At 33.1% G+C, this 21,805-nt stretch carries 23 protein-coding genes and 1 pseudogene; 11 read left to right on the top strand and 13 right to left on the bottom strand.

Features of this window, described 5'->3' with window-relative positions:
• Positions 1–3: 3 nt before the first annotated feature.
• The 5 genes from AAC053_RS09345 to AAC053_RS09325 are packed head-to-tail and all read right to left on the bottom strand — an operon-like array spanning position 4 to position 3,185.
• Positions 4–825 (bottom strand): TPM domain-containing protein, encoded by an 822-nt coding sequence (locus AAC053_RS09345; protein ID WP_339755614.1) that lies wholly within the window; start codon positions 823–825, stop codon positions 4–6.
• The gene (locus AAC053_RS09340) at positions 825–1,262 is read right to left on the bottom strand and encodes a TPM domain-containing protein (RefSeq protein WP_339755612.1); all 438 of its coding nucleotides are present in this window, start codon (positions 1,260–1,262) and stop codon (positions 825–827) included. Before AAC053_RS09340 ends, AAC053_RS09345 begins: the two co-directional genes overlap by 1 nt.
• An 8-nt stretch (positions 1,263–1,270) precedes the next feature.
• Positions 1,271–1,870, bottom strand: a complete 600-nt coding sequence (locus AAC053_RS09335; RefSeq protein ID WP_339755610.1) for a LemA family protein — start codon at positions 1,868–1,870, stop codon at positions 1,271–1,273.
• A gap of 12 nt (positions 1,871–1,882) precedes the next feature.
• Positions 1,883–2,212 carry a MerR family transcriptional regulator gene (locus AAC053_RS09330; protein ID WP_339755608.1) on the bottom strand — a complete coding sequence of 110 codons (330 nt, stop codon included), beginning with the start codon at positions 2,210–2,212 and terminating at the stop codon, positions 1,883–1,885.
• 1 nt (position 2,213) lies between these two features.
• Entirely contained in the window at positions 2,214–3,185 is a 972-nt protein-coding gene (locus tag AAC053_RS09325) for a M23 family metallopeptidase (RefSeq protein WP_339755606.1), read from the bottom strand.
• A gap of 227 nt (positions 3,186–3,412) precedes the next feature.
• Here AAC053_RS09325 and alaS point away from each other — a divergent pair, with 227 nt between their 5' ends.
• A complete protein-coding gene (gene alaS / locus AAC053_RS09320) occupies positions 3,413–6,028 on the top strand; it encodes an alanine--tRNA ligase (protein ID WP_339755604.1) in 2,616 nt (871 codons plus the stop codon).
• Between the two features lie 4 nt (positions 6,029–6,032).
• Complete coding sequence (locus AAC053_RS09315) at positions 6,033–6,983, top strand: GSCFA domain-containing protein (protein ID WP_339755602.1); 951 nt, start codon at positions 6,033–6,035, stop codon at positions 6,981–6,983.
• Positions 6,984–7,333: 350 nt separating this feature from the next.
• On the opposite strand, the gene coaD is transcribed toward AAC053_RS09315, so the two are convergent.
• On the bottom strand, positions 7,334–7,789 hold the full coding sequence (coaD, locus tag AAC053_RS09310; RefSeq protein ID WP_339755600.1) for a pantetheine-phosphate adenylyltransferase: 456 nt from the start codon (positions 7,787–7,789) through the stop codon (positions 7,334–7,336).
• A gap of 98 nt (positions 7,790–7,887) precedes the next feature.
• Complete coding sequence (locus AAC053_RS09305; RefSeq protein WP_339755598.1) at positions 7,888–8,868, bottom strand: D-alanine--D-alanine ligase; 981 nt, start codon at positions 8,866–8,868, stop codon at positions 7,888–7,890.
• A 184-nt stretch (positions 8,869–9,052) separates the two neighbouring features.
• Between AAC053_RS09305 and AAC053_RS09300 the strand changes: the two genes are divergently transcribed.
• The 9 genes from AAC053_RS09300 to AAC053_RS09260 all read left to right on the top strand — a co-directional run bounded on the left by AAC053_RS09300 (position 9,053) and on the right by AAC053_RS09260 (position 16,868).
• Positions 9,053–9,607 carry a PASTA domain-containing protein gene (locus AAC053_RS09300; RefSeq protein ID WP_339755596.1) on the top strand — a complete coding sequence of 185 codons (555 nt, stop codon included), beginning with the start codon at positions 9,053–9,055 and terminating at the stop codon, positions 9,605–9,607.
• A 3-nt stretch (positions 9,608–9,610) separates the two neighbouring features.
• Positions 9,611–10,645, top strand: coding sequence for an RluA family pseudouridine synthase (locus tag AAC053_RS09295; RefSeq protein WP_339755594.1), 1,035 nt, complete (start codon positions 9,611–9,613; stop codon positions 10,643–10,645).
• A gap of 230 nt (positions 10,646–10,875) precedes the next feature.
• Positions 10,876–11,634 carry a peroxide stress protein YaaA gene (yaaA, locus tag AAC053_RS09290; RefSeq protein ID WP_339755592.1) on the top strand — a complete coding sequence of 253 codons (759 nt, stop codon included), beginning with the start codon at positions 10,876–10,878 and terminating at the stop codon, positions 11,632–11,634.
• 30 nt (positions 11,635–11,664) lie between these two features.
• Positions 11,665–12,387: a hypothetical protein gene (locus AAC053_RS09285; RefSeq protein ID WP_339755590.1), complete on the top strand. Its 723-nt coding sequence runs from the start codon at positions 11,665–11,667 to the stop codon at positions 12,385–12,387.
• Positions 12,387–13,067 carry a uracil-DNA glycosylase family protein gene (locus tag AAC053_RS09280; RefSeq protein WP_339755588.1) on the top strand — a complete coding sequence of 227 codons (681 nt, stop codon included), beginning with the start codon at positions 12,387–12,389 and terminating at the stop codon, positions 13,065–13,067. Before AAC053_RS09285 ends, AAC053_RS09280 begins: the two co-directional genes overlap by 1 nt.
• A 423-nt stretch (positions 13,068–13,490) precedes the next feature.
• Positions 13,491–14,762, top strand: a complete 1,272-nt coding sequence (locus tag AAC053_RS09275) for a phosphatidylserine decarboxylase (protein ID WP_339755586.1) — start codon at positions 13,491–13,493, stop codon at positions 14,760–14,762.
• A gap of 341 nt (positions 14,763–15,103) precedes the next feature.
• Positions 15,104–16,381: a DEAD/DEAH box helicase gene (locus tag AAC053_RS09270; RefSeq protein WP_339755584.1), complete on the top strand. Its 1,278-nt coding sequence runs from the start codon at positions 15,104–15,106 to the stop codon at positions 16,379–16,381.
• A gap of 3 nt (positions 16,382–16,384) precedes the next feature.
• Positions 16,385–16,600 (top strand): DUF6500 family protein, encoded by a 216-nt coding sequence (locus tag AAC053_RS09265; RefSeq protein ID WP_339755582.1) that lies wholly within the window; start codon positions 16,385–16,387, stop codon positions 16,598–16,600.
• Positions 16,601–16,643: 43 nt separating this feature from the next.
• The gene (locus AAC053_RS09260; protein WP_339755580.1) at positions 16,644–16,868 is read left to right on the top strand and encodes a VF530 family protein; all 225 of its coding nucleotides are present in this window, start codon (positions 16,644–16,646) and stop codon (positions 16,866–16,868) included.
• Between the two features lie 133 nt (positions 16,869–17,001).
• Here AAC053_RS09260 and AAC053_RS09255 read toward each other — a convergent pair whose 3' ends face one another.
• The 6 genes and pseudogenes from AAC053_RS09255 to AAC053_RS09230 all read right to left on the bottom strand — a co-directional run.
• A complete protein-coding gene (locus AAC053_RS09255) occupies positions 17,002–17,880 on the bottom strand; it encodes an alpha/beta hydrolase family protein (RefSeq protein WP_339755578.1) in 879 nt (292 codons plus the stop codon).
• Positions 17,881–18,147: 267 nt separating this feature from the next.
• Positions 18,148–18,603 carry a tRNA (cytidine(34)-2'-O)-methyltransferase gene (locus AAC053_RS09250; RefSeq protein WP_339755576.1) on the bottom strand — a complete coding sequence of 152 codons (456 nt, stop codon included), beginning with the start codon at positions 18,601–18,603 and terminating at the stop codon, positions 18,148–18,150.
• 32 nt (positions 18,604–18,635) lie between these two features.
• Positions 18,636–18,848, bottom strand: a complete 213-nt coding sequence (locus AAC053_RS09245) for a hypothetical protein (protein ID WP_339755574.1) — start codon at positions 18,846–18,848, stop codon at positions 18,636–18,638.
• Between the two features lie 91 nt (positions 18,849–18,939).
• Entirely contained in the window at positions 18,940–19,701 is a 762-nt protein-coding gene (gene trpA / locus AAC053_RS09240; protein ID WP_339755572.1) for a tryptophan synthase subunit alpha, read from the bottom strand.
• Between the two features lie 378 nt (positions 19,702–20,079).
• Positions 20,080–21,267 carry a tryptophan synthase subunit beta gene (gene trpB / locus AAC053_RS09235; RefSeq protein WP_339755571.1) on the bottom strand — a complete coding sequence of 396 codons (1,188 nt, stop codon included), beginning with the start codon at positions 21,265–21,267 and terminating at the stop codon, positions 20,080–20,082.
• A gap of 416 nt (positions 21,268–21,683) precedes the next feature.
• Positions 21,684–21,805, bottom strand: a pseudogene (locus tag AAC053_RS09230) (phosphoribosylanthranilate isomerase); the annotation flags it as partial.

Here is a 21,805-nt window from a genome sequence, read left to right as displayed (position 1 = left end):
AAACTACCAACCTCCAGAAGCTCCACCACCTCCAAAACTTCCGCCTCCGAAGCCACCTCCAAAACCACCACTTCCTGAAGATGAGCTACCTCCAAAACCACCACCAAATCCACCAGAAGATGAACCTCTAGAATAACTTCCGCGACCCATATTACTAAGAATAATAGCTTCTAAGAGACTGCGACTCTTAGATTTGTTTCCTCCATTACCACCACCTCTTCTATTTTTAGAAATGGCAATAATAATGATGAAAATTATAAATATGAAAATTAAGACCTCAAAAGGAAATTCACTAGTGTTATTTTGTCTGGTGCCTTGATACTCTCCAGTCATTACCTCAAAAATTGCATCTGTCGCACGATTAAGTCCACCATAATAATCATTACTTTTAAAATAAGGAATAATATCATTATTTATAATGCGTTTGCTCATGGCATCTGTGAGGAGATGCTCAGTCCCTTTCCCTGTACTAATGTTTATTTTTCGATCATCTTTAGCAAGAAGTACAAAAATACCGTTGTCTTTATCGGCTTGTCCAATTCCCCATTCTTCTGCCCATTGTGCGCCTAAGTAATTAATGTATTCACCTTTGGTTGAACTAATAATTGCAATGACAATTTGAGTTGAAGTTGTATCAGAATAACGTATAAGCTTTTGCTCTAAACTATTTTTTTCTGATACTGATAATAATTTAATATCGTCATCATAAACACTAGTTTGAAACTCTGGTTTTGGAGGAATATCATATTGAGCTAAACCAATAAGTGGACTTCCTAAAAATAAAATTAGAATTAATCTAAATGCTATGTGTTTTAATTGTTGCATTAGCCTTTTGAGATTGTATTATCTAATTCGTCGTTATCACAATGATTCCTAGGAAAATGCTTAGAAAGTACTTTCCCTGCTTCTATAATACCATCAATGATACCTTGCTTAAAATAGCCAGACTTAAATTGAGAGTTAATCTTGTCGCGAGTAGAATTCCAAAAGTCAGCACCGACAATATTATTAATGCCTTGATCTCCAAAAATAACAAAGGACTTATTATCCACAGCTACATATATAAGCACTCCGTTTTGTGCTTTGGTGTTGTCCATTTTTAGTATATGGAATACATCAAGCGCTCGCTCGTAAACATCTGTATCGCAATTATGCTCAATATGCACACGAATCTCACCTGAGGTATCATACTCAGCAATACGAATAGCTTCAACGATTTCCTCTTCTTCTTTTGAAGTGAGAAAATCTTCAAGATTTGACATGATAAATTTTAGTTAAATTCAAAATTAACATCTGGTACATTTTCACTTCCTTGATCTGCCTTATATCGTACCATTTCTTTAAAACCGAACATTCCAGCTAAAATCTTATTTGGAAATTTTGTAGTATAAATATCATAGTTGTTTACTGCTTCATTATAACGATCTCTTGCTATATTGATTCTGTTTTCTGTACCTTCTTGCTGAGCAATAAACTCCCTAAATTGATCTGTGGTTTTAAGTTCTGGATAGCGCTCAAAAGATGCTATAAGCCTACTGAATGAACCACTTAACTTACTCTGAGCTTCCTGGAAAGCAGCCATTTTTTCTGGTGTTAAATCGTTAACATCTATGTTTACAGATGTAGCCTTAGATCTTGCTTCTATAACTTCGTTTAATGTTTTTCTTTCAAAGTCAGCAGACCCTTGAACCGTTTTAATAACTGTACTATATAAGTCGTTTCGTCTTTGGTATGTACTTTCTACATTAGACCAAGCTGTTTTTGCATTAGCTTCTAGTTCAACAGATGTATTATTTATTCCTACAGCCCATTTATAGATGCCAAAAGCCACTATTGCAATTACAATTAAGGGAATTAGCCATTTTTTCATAATATATAAGTTTTAAAGTTGAGTTTTTATTTTATTTAGTTGTGCTTTTATACTCTCTAGTTTTTCTATGATTTCAAACTTTTCTAAAGCTTGCTTTCGTTCTTCTTTTAAATGTGTTTTAGCACCTTCAAGGGTAAAGCCACGTTCTTTAACCAAATGATAAATAAATTTTAAATTTTTAATATCCTCTGGTGTAAACTTACGATTGCCCTTGGCATTTTTTTTAGGTTTTATTACGTCAAATTCCTTTTCCCAAAAGCGAATTAAAGATGCATTTACTTTGAAGGCTTTGGCAACTTCTCCAATACCATAATAACGTTTTTCGGGTAAGTCTATATGCATCTTAATCTAGTGATTGATTTTCTAATGAAGCTTTTCTAAGCATTACGTTAAATTCTTCTGCAGACAAGTTTCCATAATAAAAGTTAATTGGGTTGATGCGATCACCATCTTTAAAAATTTCATAGTGTAAATGTGGTGCTTCAGAACGACCTGTACTACCTACAAAACCAATTAAGTCACCTCGCTTTACGCGTTGGTTTACTCTTACATTGTACTTGTACAAATGAGCGTAAAGGGACAAATAACCATAACCATGGTCTATTCGAATATGTTTTCCGTAGCCAGTTGAACTATTGTCAGCACGTTTAACAACTCCATCGCCAGAGGCGTAAATAGGAGTGCCACGAGGTGCAGTAAAATCCATGCCAAAATGAAATTTTCTAACTTTGGTAAACGGGTCTGTTCTGTAACCATAGCCAGAAGCCATACGTGTAAGATTAACATTGCTTACAGGCTGTATTGCAGGTATGGCTTCAAGAAATTTTTCTTTATCTTCTGCTAATTTGGCTATTTCATCTAGTGATTTAGATTGTACTACAATGGCTTTTTCTAAAATATCTAACCGCTTATTGCTTTCTCCAATTAATTGCGAATTATCAAAACCTTCATATTTTTTGTAGCGATTGATACCTCCAAATCCAGCACGTCGTTGTTCATCTGGTATAGGATTGGATTCAAAATAAAGTCTGTAAATTGCATTATCTCGTTCTTCAACATTTTCTAATGCAGCTATAGCGTCATCCATACGCTTGTTTAGTAATTCATATTGCAATTCCATGTTTTGTAACTCTCTAGCCATTTGGCGTTCCTTCGGAGATTCAATATATTGGCTTGCAATAAAGAAAGACAGAAACCCAAACAGCGCAGCACCAATTAAGAACCCTAAAGCATACTTAAATGTTGTGGCTTTTTTTCGCTTTATTTTGCGGTAAGAAAGCGTTTCAGAATCATAATAATATTTTACCTTACCCATGTTTGAATTTATGCTATTTTTGCAGCTAAGAGACACACAAGGTGTCTTAATGTACTTGCAAAACCATCAAACCTACAAAAATATTTCCATTACAAATTTAAAAAACTAATGGAATATATTTGCAGGAGGTTCTCTCTGACAATAAAAGTAAATAAAAATTTCAGAGAAAATATAAAAATTGTTTTGCAATTGTGGCAATTAAATAGAAACAAGCTAGTATATAGTATATGAAGTCTCAAGAAATCCGCACTAAATTTTTAAATTTTTTTGAAGGAAAGAAACACCTCATTGTGCCATCTGCACCTATGGTTTTAAAAGATGACCCAACCTTAATGTTTGTCAATTCTGGTATGGCACCATTTAAAGAATATTTTTTAGGTAATGTGGAGCCTAAGAAAAATAGAATTTCAGATTCGCAAAAATGTTTGCGTGTTTCAGGGAAACAAAATGATTTAGAAGAAGTTGGACATGATACCTATCACCATACACTTTTCGAAATGCTAGGTAACTGGAGTTTTGGTGATTACTTTAAAAAAGAAGCAATTGCTTGGGCTTGGGAATTGCTTACTGAAGTTTATCAAATAGATAAGGACAGCTTATATGTTACTGTTTTTGAAGGTTGTGATGATGCCGATAATTTAGAAATGGACAAAGAAGCATATGACCTTTGGAAAGAATTAATTCCAGAAGATCGTATTCTTATGGGAAACAAAAAGGATAACTTCTGGGAAATGGGAGACCAAGGTCCTTGTGGACCATGTAGTGAGATTCATGTAGATATTCGTTCTGCTGAAGAAAAAGCGAAAGTAGATGGAAGGTCTCTAATTAATATGGATCATCCTCATGTCGTGGAAATCTGGAATTTAGTCTTTATGCAGTACAATCGTAAGGCAAATGGCTCTCTTGAAAACTTACCAAATAAGCACATAGATACAGGTATGGGTTTTGAGCGTCTATGTATGGTGTTACAAGGAGTACAGTCTAATTACGATACCGATGTTTTTACACCAATAATTCGTGAGATAGAAACTATAACTCATAAAGACTATGGGAAAGATGAAAAGGTTGATATTGCTATTAGAGTAATTTCTGATCATGTACGTGCAGTAGCTTTTTCAATTGCAGACGGACAATTACCTAGCAACAATGGAGCTGGTTATGTTATTCGTAGAATTTTGCGTCGTGCTGTACGTTATGGCTTTACATTTTTAGATAAAAAAGAGCCCTTTATATACCGTTTAGTAGATACCTTAACTAAAAAAATGGGTTATGCTTTTCCTGAGTTAAAGGTCCAAAAACAATTAATTGAAAATGTAATTAAAGAAGAAGAGACTTCATTCTTAAGAACGTTAGATCAAGGTTTGGTGCTATTAGATAAAATTGTAAAGACTTCGAAAACAAAAGAAATTTCAGGTGCTAAAGTATTTGAGCTTAAAGATACTTATGGTTTTCCAGAAGATTTGACAGATCTTATTCTTCGCGAAAAAGGATTCACTTATAATACCGAAGAATTTAAAATTGCACTTAAAGAACAGCAAGATCGTGGTCGAGAAGCATCAGAATTAAAATCGGATGATTGGACAATATTGCATCATGATGAAGTTGAAGAATTTATTGGATACGATACACTTGAAGCTCATGTTAAAATTACACGTTACCGTAAAGTGGTTTCTAAAAAAGATGGTGAAATGTATCAGCTTGTTTTCAATATCACACCATTTTATCCTGAAGGAGGTGGACAAGTTGGTGATAAAGGCTATTTAGAAGATGAGCATGGTGATGTCGTTTATATATTAGACACCAAAAAAGAGAATAACCTTATTATACATTTTACAAAGAATTTACCAAAACATAGAGATGAAGTTTTAAAAGCAGTTGTTGATTCCAAGCAACGTTACAGAACAGAATGTAATCATACAGCAACACATCTTTTACATCAAGCTTTACGAGAAGTTTTAGGCGATCATGTAGAACAAAAAGGCTCTGCTGTACATTCAAAACATTTACGTTTTGATTTTTCACATTTTTCTAAAGTTACTGTTGAGCAATTACGTGATATTGAAAATTTCGTGAATGCGCGTATTGAAGGTAAATTGCCATTAGAAGAACAACGAAATATACCAATGCAGCAGGCTATGGATGAAGGTGCAATGGCATTATTTGGCGAAAAATATGGCGATTCGGTTCGTGCGATTCGTTTTGGTCAATCAATTGAGCTTTGCGGAGGAACACATGTAAATAATACAGGTGATATTTGGCATTTTAAAATTACTTCTGAAGGAGCAGTAGCCGCAGGAATTAGACGTATTGAGGCTATTACAAGCGATGCTGTAAAAGATTTTTATTTTGAAAACAATCGTTCTTTTTTCGAAATGAGAGATTTACTAAACAACGCCAAAGAACCTGTAAAAGCATTACAAAATTTACAATCTGAAAACACAGACTTAAAGAAACAAATAGAGGGCTTATTAAAAGATAAAGCAAAGAACATTAAAGGAGAGCTTAGAAATGAGTTAACCGAAATTAATGGTGTTCAGTTTTTGGCAAAGAAACTCGACTTAGATGCATCTGGTATTAAAGATGTTTGTTTTGAATTAGGAAGTCAGTTTGATAATCTCTTCTTATTATTTGGTGCTGAAAATAGTGGCAAAGCGATTTTGTCTTGTTATGTATCTAAAGAATTAGTGACTAGCAAAGATTTAAATGCTGGTACAGTTGTAAGAGAACTTGGTAAACATATCCAAGGAGGCGGAGGAGGGCAACCTTTCTTTGCGACTGCTGGAGGTAAGAATCCTGCTGGTATTGAGGATGCATTAAAAGCCGGAAAAGGTTACATTGAATAGTTAAGTGAATTTACAAACTAAAATACCACTCAAAAAAGAGCCTCATAATCAAATAGATTACAACTCTAAAGCACTCTTGTTAGGTTCTTGCTTTGCTGATAACATAGGAAACAAGTTTGAGTATCATAAATTTCAATCGTATATAAATCCATTTGGGATTCTATTCCATCCTTTGGCTATTGAAAATCTAGTCACTAGAGCAATTAATAAAGATTACTATTCTGAAGAAGATATAAACTTCCATAATGAGCAATGGTGTTGTTTAGATGCGCATTCTAAATTGAATTCTGCTTCAAAAGAGGCCTTGTTAAAAGCTTTGAATGCGGAAATCGATGAAACAAACAAGCAATTAAAAGAAGCATCTCATATTATAATTACCTTAGGGACAAGTTGGGTTTATAGACATATCGTAACGGATACTATCGTTGCTAATTGCCATAAATTACCGCAAAAGCAGTTTTTAAAAGAATTGCTTTCTGTAGATCAAATTGCAGAATCATTAGAAGCTATTATTAGCTTAGTAAAAAGTGTTAATTCAAAGGGCACATTCTTATTTACAGTATCACCCGTAAGGCATATTAAAGATGGTTTTGTTGAGAATATGCAGAGTAAATCGCACTTAATTGCTGCGATTCATCAAGTAGTAGAGCCAAGAAATCAATTGCATTATTTTCCTTCCTATGAAATTATGATGGATGAATTAAGAGATTATCGTTTCTATAATGCTGACATGATTCATCCTAACCAAGTCGCAATAGATTACATTTGGGAAAAATTTAAAACTGTTTGGTTGTCTGACGATGCTCTAAGAATATCAGAAATTGTCGCTTCTATTCAGTCAAAAAAAGGGCATCGTCCTTTCAATCCATCTTCAGAAGCGCACAAAGAATTTCTTTTAAAACTTCAATCTGATATTGATGACTTACGAACAAAATTTCCTCATATTTCCTTTTAAATTAATTATTAATATTCAAAATGAAAGTAAAAGAGAATACAACAGTATAAATACTTGTGATAAAGCTTAATTATCAATAAATTACGCTTAATCTTTTTAAATTGTCTATTTGTCGAATATAATGTAACCTACTCGTAATTAATTATATATTAGTTAAGCTATTAATCAATTTGTTAAAAAGGCATCAGTTATATCTTCTGTTTTCAAGCACAGAAATACCTGATGCTTTTTTTATTTCTAAATAAATCATTCTTTAAAAAGAGACTATAATAAAGCATATTGAACATATGTACCGTAATCTAGAAGTACATAATAAGCTAGAAGCTGTGCGAAAATCAAAGAGAATAATATTATTTAACTACAACAGTCTTTGGTACTAAAACGGTATAGTCTCCATTATTTCTAATAACATCTCTTACAATAGATGAAGAAATGTATGAAGTATCTGCAGCAGTTAACAAGAAAACAGTTTCAATCTTAGATAACCTTCTGTTAGTATGTGCGATGGCTTTTTCAAATTCAAAATCTGCAGGATTTCTTAAACCTCTTAAAATAAACTGTGCGTCAATTTCTCTGCAAAAATCAATAGTAAGACCTTTGTAAGTAACTACTTTTACTTTCGGCTCGTTTTCAAATGACTTTTCAATAAAAGCTTTTCGTTCTTCTAAAGAAAACATATAGTTTTTCTCAGCGTTAATGCCAATAGCAACAACAACTTCATCAAAAAGTTTAATACCACGTTTTATAATATCGTAGTGACCTAAAGTAATCGGGTCAAAGGATCCTGGGAATAGTGCTCTTTTCATGGTTACTTCCTGCGAAGGCAAGAATTTTTTTATTTGTTTCAATAACAAAGATAAGGATTAAAGAATTTAGTTATCCTTCTAAAAACGCAAATTAAAAATCAGAAACCCTTCAACGCTTCTTCAATAGCATTACCAAACAAATCTTGCAAGCTAATACCTGCTTCGGCTGCTTGCTGAGGTAAAATACTTTCTCTAGTTAAGCCAGGTACTGTGTTAACTTCTAGTAAATGAGGTTCATCATTTTTAAATATAAATTCACTCCGAGAAAACCCTGTCAACCCTAAGGTATCATATATTTTTTTTGCTAAAGTTTCTGTTTTTTGTTTGTAATCATCAGAGATTCGAGCAGGAGTAATTTCTTGAGACTTCCCTTCGTATTTAGCTTGGTAATCAAAGAAATCATTTTCAGATACAATTTCTGTAATTGGTAAAACGGTTGTTTTACCTTTATAAGAAATGACGCCAACTGAGACCTCAACACCATCTAAAAATTGCTCAATAATTATTTCATTATCCTCCATAAATGAGCTGTCTATAGCAGCTTTTATGTCTTCTTTTTTATACACTTTAGAAATACCAAAACTACTACCTGCTTTATTAGCTTTTACAAAACACGGCAATCCTACTTTAGCAACAATAGCATCTTCATTAATCGCGTCACCAATGTTTAGATAATAGCTTTCTGCTGTTTTAATACCAAAAGGTTTTAGTGTGGCTAGCAAATCTCGCTTGTTAAAGGTTAAAGCAGCTTGGTACATATTGCAACTTGTCTGCTTTATGTTTAATAATTTAAAATAAGCTTGCATAAACCCATCTTCTCCTGGCGAGCCATGTATGGCGTTAAAAACACAATCAAAAGTAATCTTGTTAGAATTTAATGTTATTGAAAAGTCATTTTTATCAACGGAATATTCTTTTTCGGCTTCATCAACATAAACCCATTTATCCTTAAAAACATGAACGCGATAGATGTTATATTTTTCATTATCTAAAGTGTCATAAACTACATTGCCACTTTTTAAGGAAATTTTATATTCATTAGAATAACCTCCCATTATTATTGCAATATTTTTTTTCATTCTCTAAATTAAAAAGTGTAATGTAAAAGTATCATTTATTTTCAACGAACTTATCTTGATTTTTTTGTTTTTTAGGAAATAGAAAAAGTTAAGTTTAGTTTGGCCAACTAAATCCTATGTCAATACGTATATAAATTTTATTACGTTATATAATTTCTTAGTTTTGTATTCAATTATTTTGCCTATGAGTTTTGTTAAGTTTCTTACCAGTAAAGTGTTTTTAAAACAATTGGGATTGGCAATTGTGGCGCTTTTAGTATTGTGTTTTATAATATTAAAATGGTTAACTATAACCACCAATCATGGTGAATTTGTGGTAGTGCCAAACTTAAAAGGTAAATCTATAGAGACCGTTAAAATAGAATTAAACGATAATGATTTGGCAATGGAAATTCAAGATTCAGCGAATTACAATCCTAAGTATCCTAAATATTCCGTTATCGAGCAAAGTCCAACTGCAGGATCTCAGGTTAAGGAAAATAGAAAAATTTACTTAATCTTAAATCCTTCTGGTTACCGAAAAGTTGAAGTGCCAAATATTCTTAAACGTACGTTTAGACAAGCAAAACCACAATTACAAGCTTTAGAATTTAAAGTAGGCAATATCACTTACATAGATAACATAGGAAAAGATGTTGTTCTTGGACTGAAACATAAAGGCAAAACAATTAAACCAGGAACACCTTTACCATTGACCTCTACTATAGATTTGGTCTTGGGTAATGGTAAGCGCAATTAAACCATGACAAATATTATTGATATTACAGAACAAGAAGACGAACTTTATGAACATCATGCTTTTAGAGTTGTAAAAGGTCAACAACCACTTCGAATAGATAAATATTTGATGAATTTTATAGAAAACGCAACGCGTAATAAAATCCAGGCTGCTGCAAAAGATGGAAGTATTTTTGTGAATGATGTGCCAGTAAAATCAAATTATAAGGTAAAGCCAAACGATTACATTACTGTAAAGTTTGAGCATCCTCCACACGAAAATCTTTTAATTGCAGAAGATATTCCTATTGATGTAGTTTACGAAGATGATGATTTATTGGTTGTGAATAAACCAGCAGGTATGGTTGTGCATCCTGGCCATGGCAATTATTCTGGGACTTTAATTAATGCGTTAATTTTTCATTTTGAGAACTTACCAAATAATTCAAGCAATAGACCAGGTTTGGTGCATCGCATAGATAAAGATACAAGCGGATTACTAGTTGTTGCTAAGACGGAACAAGCTATGGCACATTTGTCTAATCAGTTTGCTAAAAAAACGAGTGAGCGCAAATATGTCGCCCTAGTTTGGGGAAATATTGAAGAAGAGGAAGGTACAATTGAAGGTCATATAGGTCGTCATCCCAAGAATAGATTGCAAAACACAGTCTATGAAGGAGATGATATAGATAAAGGAAAACCTGCAGTAACTCATTACAAAGTAATAGAACGATTAGGTTATGTAACTTTAGTTAGTTGTAAGCTCGAAACAGGACGTACACATCAAATACGTGTGCACATGAAGCACATTGGCCATACATTATTTAATGATGAGCGTTATGGAGGAGAGCGCATCTTAAAAGGAACCACATTTACAAAGTACAAGCAGTTTGTAGATAACTGTTTTAAAATTTTACCAAGGCAAGCCTTACACGCTAAAACTTTAGGATTTGAGCATCCAACAACAGAAGAATTTATGAAGTTTGAATCTGAAGTTCCAGAAGACATACAACAATGTATTGATAAGTGGAGGCATTATTCTAAGCACGCTAACGACTAAATTCCTGCTGCGCAAGCAGGAATCTCATGATCGTAATTCTAGGACTATTAGAATCGCTTATACTAATCATTTTTTTAGAACATCTTAAATTAAAATAGACATTCGTTATATCGCTATTATTAATTCTTCTCGTTAACATTTCAAACTGTCTTATTTACATTGTATTTTTACAAATAAGAAAGAAAAATTGTTTAACCTTTAAGAGATACCCACTTTCGTGGGCATGTATCATGAAACTCGTATTATCACCAGCAAAGTCTTTAGATTTTGAATCAAAACTGCCAACTAATAAGACCACAGAAGGGTTCTTTTTATCAGAAGCTGAACGTTTAAATAAATTACTAAAAAAGAAATCGGCTAGGAGCTTATCTAAGTTAATGCACATTTCAGATAATCTAGGACAACTAAATTACGAGAGAAATCAAAATTGGGAATTACCATTTACAAAAGACAATGCCAGACAAGCCATTTATGCCTTTAGTGGAGATGTGTATAGAGGCTTAGATGCCTATACTATTGTTACTAAAAAATTAGACAAGGTAGAAGATACAGTACGGATTATTTCGGGATTATATGGTGTATTAAAACCTTTAGATTTAGTACAGCCTTATCGATTGGAAATGGGAACTAAAATGCAAGTTGGTAGAAACAAAAATCTATATCAATTTTGGCAAAAGAAAATAACTAAAACATTAAACGATGAGTTAGAAGATGATGAGTTATTTTTAAACCTAGCAAGTAACGAGTATTTTAAAGCTATTGATACTAAAGCATTAAAAGTACCTGTGGTTAATATTGCATTTAAAGAATTTAAAAACGGACAGTATAAAATCATTGCAATTTTCGCGAAACTGGCTAGAGGATTAATGACGCGTTACATTATAGATACAGATGCTAAAACTATCGAAGACATAAAAGGTTTTAATTACGATAATTACGGTTTTAGTGAATCATTATCCTCTGAAAATGAGTTGATTTTTACAAGATAAATAGTATATTTAAAAGACTAACATCAATCTATGCAATATTATTTAATTGTTGCCCTACAAGCGTTTTGTATTTATCACGCTTATAAAAACCACAGGCCTTATTATTGGTATTTCCTTATATTTTTTATTCCTGTTATAGGCTCTCTTATCTATATTATTACTCAAGTCTATAATAAGAATGATGCCGATAAAATTCAAAGTGAAATCACTTCTATTATCAATCCTGCAAAGAAGATAACTGATCTTGAAAAAAAGATTGAATTCTCAGATACTTATACCAATAGAATTGAATTGGCTGATGCTTATGTTAATAATAATGATATGCCTAATGCTATAGTTAATTATAAAAAGACACTAGATGATGTAGATCAGAATGATTTGTATGCACACCAACAACTTGTGTTGTGTTACTTTCAGCTCAAAGATTATGTAGGTGTTATAGACCATGCCGAGGCTATTAAAGATAAGTCTGAGTTTAAAGGATCTAAAGAGCAATTCTGTTATGGTTTAGCATTAAAAGAATTAGGTAAGGTAAAGCAAGCAGAAGAGCAATTAAAACAAATTGACAGACCCTATTCTAATTATAAAGAACGTTTAGAACTAGCTAAAATTTATTTAGAAAATAATAGAAGTGAAGAAGGTAAAGATTTATTAAATGAAATATATTCTGAGTCTCAGCATATGGCAAAGCCTAATAGAAAAATCTATAGGGCGACCATTGTTGAGGTTGAAAAGTTGCTTAAATCGTTGTAATGTTTTTTCATAAACATCCATACAAACCATTTATTCAAAAGGATACCAAAAAATTAATCGTAGGTACATTGCCACCTCCAAGATTCTCAACTGGTGATTTACTAGAAAAAGATGTTGATTTCTGCTATGGAAGTTATTACAATTCATTATGGTTGTTTATAGATAAAATTCATAATCTCAATTTGCGTTACGATAATTCCCAAAAAGCCATTGAGGAGCGTATGCGGTTTTTAACTGAGAACCAAATAGGTGTTTGTGATATTGTAGAAAGTGCAGAGCGCGAAAAAATTGATGCTTCCGATTTAGGAATGCAAAACATTAAATTGAGAGATGTTATTAGTTATTTAAATCAATACCCAAGTATAGAAACCATTTTGTTTACAGGAGGTAATAGTAAAAACGGACCAGAATATTTCTTTAGAAAACATTTAAAAGCATACAGCCTAAAACTAGAATTGGTTAATAACGAAGTGCCACGAATTCATCAATTCGTCATTCCGAGCGAAGCGCGGGAATCTGCCCAATCTCAACGTAAAATAAAAACCATATCACTAACCTCAGGCTCAGGAGCCGCAAACATTTCAATAAGTAGATTGCCATTATACAAACAACTGAAAGCTAAAAACCCAAAATTTAATACGTTTGATTTTCGGGTTATGCAGTATTCTGAGTTTTTTTGAGAGGTTTAAACGGTGTTAGTATATGAAAAGTAGCAGAATAAAACAACTATTCTTTCAGTATTAAAACAAAGTAAAGTAGTAAACACAAACTTTTCATTATACAATTTCTTGTTATTTTTTATATACCGTGTTACGCGCTTATTTTTACCCCAAACTCATGCTTTCGTGTACAAATATCAACGGCTATGACATTTTTTTAGTATTCAATTCATTAATTCCCCAATTTTGAATTTTCCAATGATGTGAAGGTGTGAAAATTAGGTATTTATACTCTAAAATAGATCCCGTTTTCATGATACATTTGTAACGTAATCAAAAAGCAAATTATTACGATTGAGTAGCTATTATCGATTCTGATTACAAGGCGGAATTCGAAAAGCCTATTTAAATAGATAGAGTAGGAAACAATTAAAACTATTAATAATGGCAAATACAAATTCAACTACCAGTACACTAAGTCCAGTTGTACAGAGATTGCAAATACTTCTAGACAACAATTTAGAATTGAAAAGGGCTCTAGCTTCCTCTATAACCTTAGCCTCAGGCACGGCAAAAAAAACACTTGATGCTCAGCTTTATAATGGGCTAAATGAAGTGTTTAAAGGTAATGCATGGCCTACTACGATTGAAAAGTATTACGATTATTTGGATCTATATGTAAAATTGATTCCTAATGAAGAAATTTCTGCCCAATATCCTAACGCTTGGAAAAGTAGTCCACAAGTAAACGGAGTTAACCGAAAGGTTTATGATTTACTATGTCATTTTTTTTGGTTGGTAGATCAAAAGGAACCATGTGCAACAATTACTATGCAAGGTTTCCCCGATTTTGCGGCATGGTTGGTTGAGTTTTCAGATAGTTGGGGCGAATTCTGTAGCACCACAGCATCATTAACATCAGCGTCAAGAGCATCGTTTAAAGCTAATTCAATGTACAATTGGGATCTGTATTCTGATAATGAAGCAAATTGGAAGACTTTCAATGAGTTATTTTATCGTGAATTTAACGGAGCAGCAAAAGGGACAGGAATAACTCCCCTACGTCCAATTACCGATCCTACTAACAATAAAACAATAGTTGCTCCAGCTGATTGTACTTTTAAAGCGAATTATCCGATTGATGAAAATGGGAATGTTACAAATGAAATTGGAGAAAAAACTACAGTCACTTTAAAACACACCCATACTATTGGTACTATCAGTGAACTTTTAGATGGTAGCCAATATGCTGATGCTTTTAAGGGGGGAACTTTTGTACATTACTTTTTAGGGCCGTTTGATTATCATCGTTTCCATACTCCTGTTTCTGGATTAGTTTTAGAAAGTAGAGCGATATCTGGTAATGTATTCTTGAATGTTAACATTACTGAGAAGCAATTTGATGCACCAGATGGAGCGCCTAATGGTTATGAGTTTAAGCAATCGAGAGGTTTAGTGATTATGGATACTGTTGAATTAGGTAAAGTGGGCATACTTCCAATAGGGATGTGTCAAGTATCGGGTGTATTGATGACTCCTGGTCTAGAAGGCAAGGAAGTTGTTAAAGGTCAGGAATTCGGCAAGTTTCAATTTGGTGGATCAGACATTATCATGTTGTTTGAGAAAAGCCCTGAAGAACTCTATATGTATAAGAAAGATCCAGGGCACAATGCTATCCATTTCCAATATGGCCAAGCGGCAGTGTTAGCGATATAGTGAACTAAGTATGAATTAAACACACTACACAAAAAAACGATGAATATTTCTTAAATATTCATCGTTTTTATTAAAAATCCATTTCTCGATTTTTTACACTAGATTTATCTTTTATGATGCTGAGTTTTTTAATTTCATAATTCACAAGGGTGAGCATTTTGATTGGGAATAACTTAACGATATATGTCCGTTTTAATGACTTACATAAGACGTTAAACGAAGTTAGTTGAAAATTTTTAGAAAGTCATGTATATACGAGGTATCGAATAAAATAACTGTAACTTCGCGCCAAATTAAAGGAGTGACCTAAAAATATAGAGTTTGCTTCATAAACTTTATATATGTCATTTAAATCATTGGGCTTGTCTGAGCCTATTTTAAGAGCGATCCAAAAAAAAGGATACGATACACCTTCACCTATTCAACTCAAAGCTATTCCTCCTGTATTAGAGGGAAAAGACGTTTTGGCGTCAGCACAAACTGGCACCGGGAAAACAGCAGGTTTTACGTTACCATTATTACACTTATTATCTGAAAATCCAAAAGATAAATACAGACCTATAAGAGCGCTGATATTAACGCCTACACGTGAGTTAGCTGCACAGGTTTACGCCAATGTTAAAGAGTATAGCGAATTCTTAAATCTAAGAAGTACCGTTGTTTTTGGTGGAGTTAACCAGAAGCCACAAGTAGCTAAGATTAGACAAGGGATTGATATTTTGGTAGCAACTCCAGGACGATTATTAGATTTAGAAAATCAAGGAGCATTGTCTTTAAAACGAGTTGAAATGCTTGTTTTAGACGAAGCAGACCGAATGTTGGATATGGGTTTTTTACGCGATATAGAACGTATTATGAAACTGATGCCATCTAAGCGACAAAACTTAATGTTCTCAGCAACCTTTTCTAAAGATATTAAGAAATTGGCGTATTCTATATTGAATAATCCAGTACAGGTAGAAGCCACTCCAGAAAATACAGCTGTTGAAATTATAGAACAGAAAGTCTATCGTGTAGCGAAAGGTAAAAAAACAGACTTAATTATTAAACTGATTTCTGATGGTAATTGGAAACAAGTTTTAGTATTTAATAGAACTAAACACGGAGCTAACAAACTTTGCAAAAAGATGATAAGCGCTGGTATTTCTGCAGCTGCGATACATGGAAATAAAAGTCAAGGAGCTAGAACAAAGGCTCTAGCCGGATTTAAAAATGGTTCTGTACGCGTTTTAGTAGCTACAGATATTGCAGCACGAGGATTGGATATTCCATTATTACCACATGTTATTAATTTTGAATTGCCTAATATTTCTGAAGATTACGTACACCGTATTGGTAGAACAGGCAGAGCAGGAGCAAGTGGTGAAGCCATTTCTTTAGTAAGTGCAGATGAAACTAGCTATTTGCGAGATATTGAGAAGTTAATCGATATGAAAATTGATGTTGAGATCGTTGAAGGTTTTGAACCCGATCCTAATGCTTCGAGAGAACCTATTAAACAAGGGCAAGGTAGAAGTCAAGGTCGTAATAATAATAGAAATTCTGGTCAAAGAAATTCTGGAAATTCAAAAAATTCTAACCGAAATCGTAGCAGAAGGCGTAACGATAATAGAAATTAGGAAATGACTAGTGCGTTAAAAGATAAAATTATCGAAGTCAGCGATAAGAAGATTGCTGAAAAAGGAACTAATGTTGGTCTCTCATTTTATGCGTTTTTTAAAAACAAAAATGACAATCCAGAATTATTAATGGAAGCTGCAACTTGGTGGATACGGACCAATGAGTTTAATCATTTTGAAAAAGCAGTGAAAATTAAAGAGTTAGTAAAAGATTTATAACTATCATCTCGAGCGTAGTAGAGACCTGACAGAAAAAAGGAAAATGCCAACACAGCCCAAAAACCCATTACACGGAGTAAAACTAGAGCAGATTATCACTGAGCTTGAAGCGCATTACGGTTGGGAATATATGGGTTATCAGATAAATATCCGCTGTTTTACACAAGATCCTTCAGTAAAATCTAGTTTAAAATTTTTAAGACGTACACCTTGGGCAAGGACTAAGGTTGAGAATTTGTACTTAGAGATGTTGCGGAAGAAGCGATGAGTCCATAACTAAAGAGAAACTTCTAGATTTTTATAGAGGTTTTTCTTTAGTTTTTGTCACTTTTTTCATTTTTAAGGATTCTAGAGCGGCTTTAAATTCTCTTAAATAGATACAATATAATTAGAGGAGCTCTTTAATTGTGCATGGATTCACTAATAAATTCTAAACCGTCTGGTAGCGAATTTATCCAAAAATTCCAAGTATGTGCTCCGTCTCTCACTCTATATTCATGCTTAATTTCTTTTTTAGTTAATTCAATATGCAGCATGGAATTTCCTATAGCTAAAAAATCATCATCACCACAATCGAAATAAATATCAACTGTTTTTAATAGCTCAGCGTCTTTTGTTTCTACAAGTTGAAATACATTATATTCTTTAATGGCTTCTGTATTTCTGGCATCGCCTTTAACTCCAATTGCAGATGGTGATATGCGGCCAAAATAATTATCATAATTTTTTTGATTCACGTTGATGACTTCTTCATCAGTTGTAATTCCCGAGCTAAATGCAGCACAAGACCCAAATACCTCATGGTACTTTATGGCTAATCTTAAGCTTCCTGCACCTCCCATTGAGAGTCCGCTAATACCTCGATATTGTTTTTCACTTTTTATTCTATATTTCTTCTCAACAAATGGAATAAATTCAGTCATAAACATGTCTTCGTAAGGATAGGTGCCATCATCTGTATTCATATATAATCGATCGTCACCATCTGGCATAATAATCACCATTGGCTCAATTTTATTACCTCTTATAAGCTCATCGGCAATATCCCTTAATCTACCAATTCTTGACCAATTAGTTTCGTCACCTGTAAATCCATTTAGGAGATAAACTACGGGATAATTTTCATTAGAATCTTCAAATCCTGTTGGTAAATACACAGAATATTTTATTGATGTACTAAGAATAGTACTCTGCATACTTAGACTTTCAATAACTTTACTTTGAGAGTTGCAAATAGAGAATGTAAGAAATAATAGTAAAAACAAGAATGATTTTTTCATGATGTATTGATTTAAAAAGTTTCTCCTCTAAACGAGGGTATATTACTTTCAAATATATCAATTTAAAAAAGCAATAGTAATTGTAACATTTGTAAGTCATTTAATAATAATAAAAAATTCTATAGAAATTCTAAAAGGTTTTTATTATTTGTTATCAATTTGTTTTTATTCATTTAATTGTTTTAGAATATTTCTTTATTTTTAATCCGTTTTTTTGGTAAGTTGTACTTATGTGAAATCTCATGCTAAAAGATAAGAAGTATCTATCTATAACTCTAGTTGCCGTAAACCTTCATATACAATAATACTCACGGCATTGGCTAAATTAAGACTTCTAATTTCTTTACTATAAAGAGGGATTTTAAAAAGGTAATCTGGGTGTTTTTCAATTAATGATTTTGGCAAGCCTACAGACTCTTTGCCAAATATCAAGAACATATTTTCTATATAATTAATATCCCAATGGTGTTGTTTTCCATGGCTTGATAAGAATACCATTTTAGCATTGCTGTTTTTAGAAAAGAAGTCGTCTATGTTATCATAATAAATCACTTCTAAATGTTGCCAGTAATCTAAGCCTGCACGTTTTAGACGTTTATCATCAATTATAAAACCAAAGGGTTTTACTAAATGTAACCGAGAACCTGTAGCCAAGGCCAAGCGGCCAATATTGCCAGTGTTGTTTGGGATTTCGGGTTCTATAAGTACAATGTTTAAAGCCATAATATTTGTCATTCAGAATTTACCTCAGAATCTCATTTTTTAATTTTTAAATACATTAATCGCAGCAAAAGCACAAAAGGAAATCCATGCAATAGTACATCAAAATAATCTTTTGCTGTCATACCATTTGCGCCACCAACTAACCATTTTAGTTTACCAATGATATGCGGTTCTGGAAAAAACGGTGCAAATCCTAAAGTTAAACACAGAAGGATGATGATGCGCCAATCGTTTAATAGTTTCATGTATTTATATTTATTGTTTTTTTAAGAACACATGCTGTTCGCTATTAATTATTCCTTTGGGTGATAATGCTTTTAGCATGCTCGTTTCATACTATAAAATAGTTTTTACAAAAGTGTTAATTGTTTTAACACCATTATTGGTAACATGCTTCACAAAAGCACTTCCTATAATCGCTCCTTTTGCATGTTTGGTCGCTTGCGTAAACGTCTCGTTATTAGAAATTCCGAAGCCTACAATTTGAGGATTGTTAAGGTTCATATTTGCAATGCGTTCAAAATATTCAGTTTGTATATCTCCAAATCCAACTTTGGCTCCTGTTGTACTTGTTGAACTCACCATATAAATAAATCCATCTGAAACAGAATCGATATAACGAATGCGTTCATCAGAAGTTTGAGGTGTGATTAGGAACACATTGATTAAGTCGTATTTCTCAAAAATTGCTTTATAATCTGAATGGTAGACATCCACTGGCAAATCTGGTATAATAAGACCATCAATACCAACCTCTTGACACTTTTCACAAAAGGCTTCAACACCATATTGAAGCATAGGATTAAAATAACCCATAATAATCAAAGGGATAGAAACTGATTTGCGAATATCTTTTAATTGCTCAAACAAGAGTTCGCTAGTCATGCCGTTTTTAAGTGCTTGTGTTGAGCTTGCTTGTATGGTTGGGCCATCCGCTAAAGGATCACTAAAAGGTAACCCAATTTCTATCATATCTACGCCACTTTTTTCAAGGTTTTGAATTACAGAAACAGTATCATTAATATTTGGATAGCCTGCTGTGAAGTATATCGATAAAAGCTTTTTATCTTCTTGTAGTTTTGTTTGAATGCGATTCATAATGTTTTTTTAGTTCTGTTCATTTTGTCTTGATACAAAACGAACCAAAAAATCACGATCAAAATTAGGAATTACTCATTAAATATATATTGTTTAATAAGGAATTCGTGAATGCTTTGCATTTGCTAAAGCATCACTCACTTTCAGAACTTCGTGCTTGAGGCTTCGCCTCACATCTTCGTTCTTTCGTTCATTATTTCTGAATTTTGATGATTTCGACGATGTCGACGATGTCGAAAATCAGGACTTTCATTTTGGCTATATTTAGTTTTTTTTAAAGGTGATATTATCTATTTGCGTTAAGGATTGAAAGGTTTGTTTGAGCTCATCTGTGATAGCGAGCCTTGAAAGCCTGACCCTTGTGGTAACGCCATAATTTTATAACTTAAAATAATCAATATAATTCTGTAAATCTTTATCTCCTCGTCCTGATAAATTTACAACCACAATATCATTTTGTTTAAATTTTTTCTGCTCAAAAATAGCCAATGAATGTGATGTCTCTATAGCAGGAATAATGCCTTCTAATTGACTTAATTCTAAACCAGCAATCATTGCTTCGTCATCTGTGATAGATATAAATTCTGCACGACCAGTTTTATACAAATGCGCATGCATAGGTCCTACGCCAGGATAATCTAAACCTGCTGAAATAGAATAGGGTTCTGTAATTTGTCCATCTTTGGTTTGCATCAATAGCGTTTTACTACCATGAATAATCCCTTCTTTTCCTAAGACGGAAGTTGCAGCACTTTCACCAGAATGGATCCCTTTTCCTGCAGCTTCAATAGCTATAAGCTTTACATCTGTATCTTCTAAATAATGGTAAAAAGCACCTGCAGCATTACTACCACCACCAACACAAGCCACAACATAATCTGGTTTGTCTGTGCCTTCTTTGTCTTTTAATTGCCATTGTATTTCTTCTGAAACCACGGCTTGAAAACGAGCTACCATATCTGGATAAGGATGAGGTCCAACAACACTACCAATGATGTAATGTGTGTCAATAGGATTGTTAATCCAATCGCGAATAGCTTCGTTGGTTGCATCTTTAAGCGTACGACTACCAGATAATGCTGGTACAACTTTAGCACCTAACATTTTCATACGTGCAACGTTTGGTGCTTGACGCGCAATATCTATTTCACCCATATATACGATACACTCAATTCCCATTAAAGCACAAACGGTTGCGGTTGCCACTCCATGTTGCCCAGCACCTGTTTCTGCGATAATTCGTGTTTTACCTAAACGTTGCGCCATTAAAATCTGACCTATAGTATTATTAACCTTGTGTGCACCAGTATGGTTGAGGTCTTCACGCTTTAGATAAATTTTAGTATTGTATTTTTCGGAAAGGCGTTTTGCAAAATAGAGTGGAGAAGGTCGACCAACATAATCTTTTAATAAAGCATGAAACTCTTCTTGAAACGAAGGTTCTGCCATTATTTTTAGATAATTCTGTCTCAATTCTTCAACATTCGGATAGAGCATTTCTGGGATATATGCTCCACCAAATTCTCCGTAGTAACCTTTTTTGTTGATGTTGTATGTTTTTTTCATAATCCTTTGTCATCCTGAACTTGTTTCAGGATCTCATTATATTTTCTTTTTTTCTTCATTCATTTTGTCTTGAAACAAAACGAATCAAAAATTCAAAACGATTTATTGGGAAATTGCAAAAGCACCATTAGCTTTCGGAATTCCATGCTTCAAGCCTCGCTTTGCAGTTCCATTCCTTCACTCATTATTTCTGAAAATCGTTGATTCCGACGCTGTCGGAAATTGGGACTTTCATATTTGTTTTACATTGTTTTCAATTAAATCTTTTTTGTTTTTCTGTTTTCAACAGTAAGCAACTGAAAACTATTCAATTAATTCATGCTTAAATCTTTATTCGTCAGTTCGAGTAATTTCGATTTTTATCGAAATTGTATTGAGAACTTGTTTAATGCTTCTCTGTACAATTTTTTCGTGCCTTAAAAATCATTCGAAGTGATGTGTTTTTTAAATTTTTCTAATTCTTCAATATGTTTTAATCCAGGTTCAATTTCAAATTTACTGTTCACGTCTATAGCGTAACAATATTTTGAAGCAAGAC

Source organism: uncultured Winogradskyella sp. (assembly GCF_963975125.1).
GTDB lineage: Bacteria > Bacteroidota > Bacteroidia > Flavobacteriales > Flavobacteriaceae > Winogradskyella.
Note: the sequence above shows the minus strand (reverse complement) of the source record. Positions and strands in the feature narration are given on the sequence as shown.